The sequence below is a fragment of the Aeromonas sp. R1-1 genome (assembly GCF_040908495.1).
GTDB lineage: Bacteria > Pseudomonadota > Gammaproteobacteria > Enterobacterales > Aeromonadaceae > Aeromonas > Aeromonas veronii.
Genome location: NZ_JBFODV010000060.1, coordinates 1 through 7,353 on the forward strand (window position 1 = coordinate 1; position 7,353 = coordinate 7,353).

Here is a 7,353-nt window from a genome sequence, read left to right on the forward strand (position 1 = left end):
GTTTGCAGGGTGGCCTGCAGGGTACGAGCCTCGGCGTCGCTTAGCTTGAAGACGATGCGATCGAGCCGACCCGCTTTGCCCAGCAGCGGCTGGGCGAGGCCGATATCGGTTATCAGCAGTCGCTCCATGGGCACGGCGCCTGGTTCAAACGTGCCCGCCAGCGTCAAGGTCAGGGTTCGGGCGCTGGCGCCATCGCTGCCGCCCAATACAAAACGGCGGCTCTGGCCCGCTTGCCAGCCAAGGCGCTCCGCTTCGGGGGCCGCCAGCCAGATGCTGTCGGTCCGATTTAGGGAGAAGGCGGGCTCGCTCGTGGGTTGGGCGCCAAACAGCTGGCGCAGCGGGCCGGGGTTGAAGAGATCCATTCCCAGTAGTTGAAAGCTGCGCCCCTTTTCATCCTTGAGCCAGCCATGGAGCTGGGGCATGGCATCGAGGGCGGGCTGGCTGGTCACCAGCTGCACGTAAAGCTGCTCATCCAGCCCGCCAGCGGGGGCCAGCCGGTAGTTGGCTTCCCCTGCCAGCTGGCTGCGGGCGGCGACGAAGTTGGTGTGGGCACTGTGATTGAGCAGCTCGATGGCCACCACCAGCGACACCCCCAACACCAGTCCGGCCAGACTCATCAACAGCAACCAGGGGTGGCTGCGATAGAGGCGCAGCAGCGCTTTGAGTGGCAGCATCAGCGTGCCCCCGACAGACGCAGTCGCTGTTTAGTCATGACGGGGTCCCTTGAGCTCGATAAGTTGACCCCCTTCGAGGCGCAGCACTCTGTCGGCCAGCGCAGCATAGGCGGGGTTGTGGCTCACCAGCAGCAAGCCTGCGCCGGTGTCCCGCACCGCCGCCACCATCAGCGCCATCACCTGTTCGGCATTGTGCTCATCGAGGCTGCCGGTGGGCTCGTCGGCGAGCAGCCAACTGGGCTGATGAATAAGGGCGCGGGCCAGCGCCACCCGCTGTCGCTGGCCGCCGGAGAGCTGCTCCGGCCAGGCATGGCGCTTGTGGCTCATATCGAGCCGGTGCAGCAACTGGTCAATCTTTGTCTCATCCGGTGGCATACCGTTGATGGCGAGCGGCAGGGTCAGATTCTCGGCCACGTTCAGGGTCGGCAGCAGGTTGAAATCCTGATAGACGATACCGAAATGGCGGCCCCGCAGGCGCGCCCGCTCGTCGGGTGAGCGGTTGTCGATCCGGGTCTCCCCCAGCCAGACCTCTCCTTCATCCGGCGCAATCAGCCCGGCGATCAGATTGAGCAGGGTCGATTTGCCGCAGCCGCTTTGACCCAGCAGCAGGGTGATCTCGCCAGCGGGGAGGGCGAGATCGAGATGGTGGAACAGCGGCAGTCGCTCACTGCCGTTATCGAAGCTCTTGCAGAGGTTGCGCAGGGTCAGCATGGGATAACCGTTTGATGGTCAATGGCTTTCATCATGCTTGGTACGCTAGCACGGCCAGCATTGATCAACACCCTTTACGGTTGATCAAGAGTGCCAGTTAGTGATCAAGGCGGCAAAAGAGCAGTGGATCCTCGCTGGATCCCGCTTGCCCGAGGTGGTTAGAATAGGGGCTTCCATGGGTCACAGGATGAGCAAGGATGTTACACAAGCAAGTCAGTTTTATCATCGATAGCAAGGGCAACAAGCAGGCTGCCGTCGTCCCCATCGAGATCTACAACGAGCTGATGACCCTGCAAAAGGCACTCTCCGACAACCGGCCGGGGGAGCGCGAGCTCTACCACTTCAACGGCAAGGGGGCCGAGGCCCACGGTTATCCGGTGGGCAAGCGGCAAAATCCGGGCTTTATGGTGCTGGCCGGTTCCACCGCCAATGGCGAGGATGCCGCCTCTTTGCGTGAAGCGGTGATCGAGCTGCGTCACGAACTGCTGGAGAAGGGGGTCATAGTGCCCCGTAGTCAGGGCGGCTTTGTCTTTACCGCCGATCAGCTGTTCAACAGTCCGAGTCTGGCCGCCAGTCTGGTGGCGGGCAATAACCGCAGCGGTCTGGATGCCTGGCAAAACAGCGCAGGCTATACCCTCAAGCAGTCGGGTTTCGGCAAGAAATAATCCCGCGTTTCGACAGCAAACCAATTAAGCGTTAATTGACCTGGATGAATTTTTCTTTTCATCCAGGTGCTAGCATCATTGCCAGATGGTTCTAAAAGGAAGAGACCATGTCTGCGCTCACCCCAGTTATTTTGCTGCTGTCCCTGTTTATCCCTCCCGCCCATGCCAGTAGTGGCCCTGTTCTGTTGACATCCTCCTCAATCGGACTTTTTTGTGTCGGATTGTTTGTCTTGGCCTACGCCCTGGTGATGGCTGAAGAGTATCTGCAACTGCGCAAGTCCAAACCCGTGCTGGTGGCCGCCGGGGTGATCTGGATCCTGATCGGTATCGCCTATGCACAGCAGGGGATGAGCCCTGTCGCCGAGCAGGCATTTCGCCATACCCTGCTGGAATATGCCGAGCTGATGCTGTTCCTGCTGGTGGCGATGACCTATATCAACGCCATGGAGGACCGGCGGCTGTTCGATGCTCTGCGCGCCTGGCTGGTGCGATCCGGTTTTCACCTGCGCACCCTGTTCTGGTTGACCGGCGGGCTTGCTTTTTGTATTTCGCCGGTGGCAGATAACCTGACCACAGCGCTCTTGATGTGCGCCGTCGTGTTGAAAGTGGCCAACGGTGATCGGCGTTTTGTCAATCTTGCCTGCATCAACATAGTGATCGCCGCCAACGCCGGAGGGGCGTTCAGTCCCTTTGGCGATATCACCACCCTGATGGTGTGGCAGGCGGATAAGGTGCAATTTGGCCAGTTCTTCACCCTGCTTATTCCCTCTCTGCTCAATTTTCTGGTGCCCGCCATCCTGATGAGCCTGATGGTGCCGCGTCATGTGCCGGAGGCTGATAACGAGGTGGTCGATCTCAAGCGGGGGGCCCGCCGCATCGTCGCGCTGTTCTTGCTGACCATCATCACGGCGGTGCTATGCCACAGTTTCCTCCATCTGCCACCCGTACTGGGCATGATGCTGGGGCTCGGTTATCTGCAGTTTTTCGGCTTCTATTTGCGCAAGTCGCTGCCGCGATCCCTTGCCCGCAAGCGTGCGCTCTATGAACGCAATGGAGATGAGGTGCGGTTGCGCAGTCTGGGTTCTGTGGTGCCATTTGATGTATTCAACAAGGTGGCCAAGGCGGAGTGGGATACCCTGCTCTTCTTCTACGGGGTGGTGATGTGTGTCGGTGGGCTGGGCTTTATGGGGTATCTGGAGCTGGTCTCACACTGGTTGTATGCCGGTGGGGATCCCACCATGGCCAACATCTTCATCGGGGGCTTGTCGGCCATCGTGGATAACATTCCGGTGATGTTTGCCGTGCTGTCGATGAACCCGGACATGGCGCTGGGGCAGTGGCTGCTGGTGACCCTGACCGCCGGAGTGGGCGGCAGCCTGCTCTCCATCGGCTCTGCGGCCGGGGTGGCCCTGATGGGACAGGCCCACGGCATGTATACCTTTTTTGGCCACCTGAAGTGGCTGCCTGCCATCTTGCTCGGTTATCTGGTGAGCATAGGGGCGCACCTCTGGCTCAACAGTGCCCAGTTCTGAACGTCTGGGCGCCAGTACGAGCCAATACGAAAAGAGGCTTCCGTTGACGGAAGCCTCTTTCGTTTTCCTGACAGGGGGAGGGGGATCAATCGCCTCGCTTGCCGGTCAGCAGCCAGTAACTCAGGGTGGAGCCCACCCCGCAGCAGGCGATGGCAATGGCCATCGGCAGTGGCGAGTGGGGCGGATTGAGGTTGACCAGAATGCCGACCAGGGCACCGATGCCAAAGCGCAGGGTGCCCGCCAGTGCCGAGGCGGTGCCCGCAGATTGCGGGAAGTGGCCCATCAGGCCGGTCATGGCGTTGGCGCCCACCAGACTGATATGGCCGACAAACAGTACCACCGGAATGACGATGCCCCACAGGCCGCCGGTCTGGCTCCAGGCGTTGTAGACCAGCAGGGCGCCCGCGCAGGGTAGCACCAGCAGACCGTATTGCAGCATCCGCTCGGCCCCCACCCCTTTCACCAGTCGGCTGTTGACGAAGGTGACCACCATCATCAGCAGGATATTGAGGCCAAACAGCCAGCCGTAGTGCTCGGTCGGCACCTTGAAATACTCGATATAGACGTAAGGGGAGCCGCTTAAGAAAGCGAACATGCCGGAGCTGGAGAGGGAGCCGCACAGCACATAACCCATGGCGCCGCGATGGGAGAGCACCCCCCAGTAGTTCTTGAGGATCTGGCCCAGATTAAGGGGTTGGCGATGTTCAGGTTTCAGGGTCTCCTCAATTTTCCACTGCATCACCAGACAGATCAGCAGGCTGATCCCCACCAGCAGCCAGAAGATCACCCGCCAGTCGGCGTGGGCACTGATATAGCCGCCCACCACAGGCGCTATTAGCGGCGCGAGCGTCATCACCAGAATGACGAACGACATGGCGCGCGAAAATGCATCCTTCTCGAACAGATCGCGCAGCAGGGCATTGACCACCACAGAACCCGCCGCGCCGCCTGCCGCCTGCAACATCCGATAGGCCAGCAATTCAGGCAGGGAGTCCGCCATGGCACAGCCCACCGAGGCGATGGCAAACATCACCAGCCCCGCCAGGATCACCGGCTTGCGGCCATAGCTGTCGGCCAGCGGGCCGTAAAAGAGCTGGCCGATGGCAAAGCCGCCCAAAAAGGCGCTGATGGTGAGCTGGGCGCCGTCGATGCTGGTGGCCAGATCCCGGGCGATGGCCGGAATGGCGGGCAGATACATATCCACCGCCAGCGGGGTCAGACCCGCCAGAGCGCCGAGCAGGATAAACAGGAAACGGGGGGAGAGGGCGGCAGCCTGAGCTGTTGGCGATTGGGGCATAGGGTATCCGCTGGTGAACCTTGGTTGAAAAAGGGAGAAGGGCGAGTCTATCAGGTTTGCCCCCGCTCGGCATGACGTTCCTGCCCCCTCAAAAGGGGGAGGTGCCCGGCGGCTCAGCCACCTTGGGGTGCACGCTTGCGGTCACGCGGGCGCGCTGCGCGGATCACTCCCCCCAGCCAGAGCAGCCAGGCCAGCAATGAGATGGCGTACCCGAGCCGCTCCGGCCAGCGGGCGGTGAGGGTAAAGGTGAGGCTGTGTTGTCCGGCGGGCACCCAGACCTGCACCAGCCCGTTGCGGGTGCTGCTGACGCTAAGGGGCAGATGCTGGTCGAGCCTTGCTTGCCAGCCTGGGTAATCAAACTGGTGCAGGACCAGCTTGGCGGGTGCCGGGGCATCCACCGTCAATTCGATATGACGCGGCTGCCAGCGCTGGATCTGCCAGTTCACCCCCTGATGGTCGCTGGTGATGGCGGGCTGGAATTCCTCTTTCCAGGCCAGCAGGGTGGGGGCAAACATGCCGCGTGGCACCTGCTTTGGCCGGTATTCGCGGGCGCTGCGCTTGCTATCGAACTCCCCGTCGAGCTGACTCTTTACGGGAGCCTGGGTGAGCGGCGCCTCGCGTACATAGAGTCCCTGCGAGAGCAGGGTGAGGGCAAGCAGTAGCCACCAGACCCACTGCCACGGGCGATAGGTGGGGGTACCCAGCGCCACCACGGCGACGGTAGCGATGACCAGCAGCAGATTGAGGCGCCAGGGAAATTGCACCAGTTGCAACGGAGTGAGCAGGCGCCACAGGGGCTCGCTTGGAGGCAGCATCATCAGAAAGCTCAGGGTGCCAATGACCCCCCAGAGCAGCAACTCGGGATGGCGCGGCTCGCGGGCGGCAGCCCAAGCTACCAGTAGCAGAGCCAGGGTGAGCAGCGTCAGCCAGGCGAGATGGCCGCGAAAGCGCCAGTCATCACGGCCTTGGGGCAAACGATCGAGAAAGTTGCGCTGAAACTCGAACATGCCGGTGCGCATCTGCTCCATGGAGATCCCCCCCTGATCCAGTAGAGCGGGCAGCAGCAACAGGCTGGCCATCGCCAACCCCCAGAGCTGGCCCAGCAGGGTGCCGATAAGCGGGGAGGCGGTGACAGGGGCACTGACAAGCGTTGTGCTCCCCTTGTAGCGCCAGACCAGCAGCAGGCTGCGCAGGGTGAGCAAGCCCAGAATGAGCAGGGTGCTTGGTAGATGGGAAAGCGTCAGCATGGAGACGGCCAGTGCGAGCAGCAGTAGCGCAGAGGGGGCGCCGCGGCAGAGGCGATCCTGCGCCAGCAGTGCCAGCGGTGCCCAGACGAAGGCCCAGCTCTCCGCCAGGGCAAAGCGGGCGTAGATATCGATGGCCAGATGATAGGGCAGCGCCATATAGAGCAGACTGGCCGCCAGCGCCCGTCCGTGGCCGGCAAAGGGGCGCAACCAGAGATAGGCAAACAGGCCGGAGAGCCAGAGTGCCACGCTGCTGCTCCAGAGCAGCGGCGTCATCGCTTCGTGGGCCAGTGGGGTGGGGCCGGCGAAAAGTGCGCTCACATAGTAGGGCAAGGGGGGATAGAAGAAAAAGACCGGGCTGCCAAAGGCGCCGTTCATCTCCATCAACCAGCGCGGATAGAGCTCACCTTGCCACAGTTGCACGGCAAAGAAGTGACCGGAGAGCAGGTGGTGAAACAGATCATGGCCCTGACTGCCGCCACGCAGCCAGAATGGCAGCAACAGGAGGGCACAGGCCACGCTCAGCACCGACAAAACCCACAGCCACTCTCTGGTTACACGCATAAGGAGACTCGTCTGTTATGGATGCGCAGTGAGTGTACCCGAGTTGTTCCCCTCTTTTTTAGTTGTCTTGGTGGTTTTTTGTGTTCTTTCTGTGTTTCTTGTCACTTTCCCCATGGGGTGTCTGCAGTGAGGGAATGGCGAGCCAGAGGCCGGGCTCGGCGGCAAAGCGCGGGGCAAACCAGTGCTGGCGCACCGCAGTGGGCATTTCGCTCGCGGCGATGGGGCGGCGACTGAGGCGGCAGGCTCCCTGAGAGAATGCCAGCGCCGCATCCCCCTTGTACCAGCCATCGGTGACGGCCAAGGCTGTGGTCTCCCGCAGCAGCCGCACTCCCCACTGGGTCACCAATGCCGGACACGCTTTTTCTGCGAGCCTTGCTGCCTGCACCATGGCGGGTGGACGGGGCAGGGTAAAGGTTACGCCGAGCAGCAGCAATCCGGCCACCGCGACCACCCCCTCGCCACGGCGCGGCAGCCAGCCTGCCAGCAGCACGATACCGAGCAGGGTGACGGGGGCCAGATGGCGGGGATTGTCGGGATTCTGGCCAAACAGGGTCCAGAGCAGCAGGGCGAGCCAGTAGAGAGTCCAGAGTGGGGGGAGGGCGGCAGGGCGGTTTTTTGATCTTTGCCAAAGCGGCAGCACCAGCAAGGCCCCCATCAACATAGGCC

At 62.0% G+C, this 7,353-nt stretch carries 5 protein-coding genes and 2 pseudogenes; 2 read left to right on the plus strand and 5 right to left on the minus strand.

Annotated elements, in window-relative coordinates:
• Together AB5Y92_RS03495 and AB5Y92_RS03500 are read right to left on the minus strand one after the other, a co-directional pair.
• A pseudogene (locus AB5Y92_RS03495) lies at positions 1-674 on the minus strand (cell division protein FtsX); the annotation flags it as partial.
• 30 nt (positions 675-704) lie between these two features.
• Entirely contained in the window at positions 705-1,385 is a 681-nt protein-coding gene (locus AB5Y92_RS03500; RefSeq protein ID WP_368225564.1) for an ABC transporter ATP-binding protein, read from the minus strand.
• A gap of 197 nt (positions 1,386-1,582) precedes the next feature.
• On the opposite strand from AB5Y92_RS03500, the gene AB5Y92_RS03505 reads away from it, so the two are divergent.
• Positions 1,583-2,050, plus strand: a complete 468-nt coding sequence (locus AB5Y92_RS03505; RefSeq protein WP_005333716.1) for a DUF4357 domain-containing protein — start codon at positions 1,583-1,585, stop codon at positions 2,048-2,050.
• 107 nt (positions 2,051-2,157) lie between these two features.
• Complete coding sequence (gene nhaD, locus AB5Y92_RS03510; protein ID WP_368225566.1) at positions 2,158-3,582, plus strand: sodium:proton antiporter NhaD; 1,425 nt, start codon at positions 2,158-2,160, stop codon at positions 3,580-3,582.
• 85 nt (positions 3,583-3,667) lie between these two features.
• Here the strand turns inward: nhaD and AB5Y92_RS03515 are convergent, their stop codons facing one another.
• From AB5Y92_RS03515 to AB5Y92_RS03525, 3 genes and pseudogenes are all read right to left on the minus strand, one after another.
• A complete protein-coding gene (locus AB5Y92_RS03515; protein ID WP_368225568.1) occupies positions 3,668-4,879 on the minus strand; it encodes a Bcr/CflA family multidrug efflux MFS transporter in 1,212 nt (403 codons plus the stop codon).
• 113 nt (positions 4,880-4,992) lie between these two features.
• Positions 4,993-6,687: a hypothetical protein gene (locus AB5Y92_RS03520; protein ID WP_368225570.1), complete on the minus strand. Its 1,695-nt coding sequence runs from the start codon at positions 6,685-6,687 to the stop codon at positions 4,993-4,995.
• 58 nt (positions 6,688-6,745) lie between these two features.
• Positions 6,746-7,353 (minus strand): annotated as a pseudogene (locus tag AB5Y92_RS03525) (hypothetical protein); the annotation flags it as partial.

Excerpts from the sequence above, each read along its gene's own strand:
- AB5Y92_RS03500 (WP_368225564.1), bottom strand. The coding sequence starts at position 1,385 with ATGCTGACCCTGCGCAACCTCTGCAAGAGCTTCGATAACGGCAGTGAG.
- AB5Y92_RS03505 (WP_005333716.1), top strand. The coding sequence starts at position 1,583 with ATGTTACACAAGCAAGTCAGTTTTATCATCGATAGCAAGGGCAACAAG.
- nhaD (WP_368225566.1), top strand. The coding sequence starts at position 2,158 with ATGTCTGCGCTCACCCCAGTTATTTTGCTGCTGTCCCTGTTTATCCCT.
- AB5Y92_RS03515 (WP_368225568.1), bottom strand. The coding sequence starts at position 4,879 with ATGCCCCAATCGCCAACAGCTCAGGCTGCCGCCCTCTCCCCCCGTTTC.
- AB5Y92_RS03520 (WP_368225570.1), bottom strand. The coding sequence starts at position 6,687 with ATGCGTGTAACCAGAGAGTGGCTGTGGGTTTTGTCGGTGCTGAGCGTG.